We start from the raw sequence: 1,640 nt of genomic DNA on the forward strand, positions 1-1,640 counted from the left end.
ACCGACCGCGCTATGGACCCGAACCGGCAACTGGCCACCGTCACCTTCGACGGGGCACCGGCACGACTGGTCAGCGATCCGGGCACCGGGGAGCGGGTGCTCGGGCGGGTGCGCGACCGCGCGGTGACGGCGCTGGCCTGCGAGCAGACCGGCGGCGCGGCGGCGTCGCTCGACATGGCGGTCGAGCACGTCAAGAACCGCGTCCAGTTCGGACGTCCGATCGGGACGCTGCAGGCGATCAAGCACCGCTGCGCCGACATGACCGTGGAGCTCGAGTCCGCGCGGTCGGCATCGCTGTGGGCCACCGGGCTGATCGCGGAGGACTCGCCGGAGGCCGGCATCGCCGCAGCCACGGCGGCGCTGACCTGCAGCCGGTCCTACGAGTACGTCGCCGCCGAGACCATTCAGGTGCACGGCGGCATCGGGTTCACCTGGGAGCACCCGGCGCACCTGCACTTCCGCCGGGCGGCCACGAGCGCGGTGCTCTTCGGTGATCGGCGCACCCACCAGGAGAGCCTGCTGGCGGGCCTGCACGTCGACGCCGGGTGACCGGTGACCGGAGGTGCGCGGGACGACCGCTTCCGCCGCTGAGGGGGCAACGGTGATCATCAGCGAAATCGCTTCACGGCAACAGATGTTCGTCGGTGAACGAGTGAGTTTCGCGGCTGCTGCCGGGAGGGCGGTGGAGAACAACGACTTCGCGAGCTACGGCCATCTCGCGGTGGTGCTCTCCCCGTCGCGACCTGGCTGGTGGTCTCCACCCGCATGAGCCCGGCGCTGGGGAGCGGCTCGGTGGCCTGGTCATCGCTCGGTTCATTTGGAAGAACTCGCATGACGTTCTACGAGGAGGTGCGGTGAGCGATGTTTGATCTGCTGGTGCTCGGCGGCGGTATCGCCGGTATGACGGCCGCGGCCACGACGGTCCGCGGTGGCGGGTCGGCGATGGTGGTGGAGAAGGGCCCCTTGCTCGGCGGATCGGGCCAGTACGCGGGATACATCTGGACCGCGCCCGACCACGACGTGATGGACCGGGTGAACCCCGGTGGCGACCCCGGGCTGAAAAGGGCGCTGGTGGACGACTTCGACGACGTCGTCGAGTGGATCGGTTCGCTGGGAGTGAGCTGTGGCGAGCGCGTACCGGTGATCGGCTACGGGCGCGGGCACCGGTTCGACACCGCGCACTACGTCGACGGCTGCCGGCACGTGGTCGGGGAGAACGGCGTGATCGTCACCGAGGCGTCGGCCCGGAGGTTGCTGCTAGACGACGGCGCGGTGCGCGGTGCGGAAATAGGTCTGGCCGATGGCTCGGTGCGGACCGTGGAGGCGACGGCGACGTTGCTGGCCACCGGCGGTTTCCAGGCGGACGCCGAACTGCGCGCGCGGTACCTGCACGAGCAGGCGCGGGACGTCGAGCTGCGGTCGAACCCGTTCAGCAGTGGTGACGGGCTGCGGCTGGCGATCGAGGCCGGTGCGGCGATCGGATCGGAGGGCGCAGGGTTCTACGGGCACTTGATTCCGTCCGGTGTCGCGCTGGAGCCCGAGCTGTTCGTGGACATCACGCTCTACTACAGCGAACACGCGGCCCTGTTCAACCTGGCGGGCGAGCGGTTCGTCGACGAGACGGCGGCGGATCACCTCAC

The 1,640-nt window shown here is 70.0% G+C and carries 2 protein-coding genes; both read left to right on the forward strand.

From position 1 onward, the window contains the following. Positions 1-549 (forward strand): acyl-CoA dehydrogenase family protein (locus tag IJH84_RS17695; RefSeq protein ID WP_295146430.1); only part of this gene is annotated, 549 nt, incomplete at its 5' end. Positions 550-861: 312 nt separating this feature from the next. Continuing rightward, positions 862-1,640, forward strand: a 779-nt coding sequence (locus IJH84_RS17700) for an FAD-binding protein (RefSeq protein ID WP_295146432.1), incomplete at its 3' end; no start/stop codon positions are given.

Source organism: Saccharopolyspora sp. (assembly GCF_017434145.1).
Classification (GTDB): Bacteria; Actinomycetota; Actinomycetes; order Mycobacteriales; family Pseudonocardiaceae; genus Saccharopolyspora_C; species Saccharopolyspora_C galaxeae.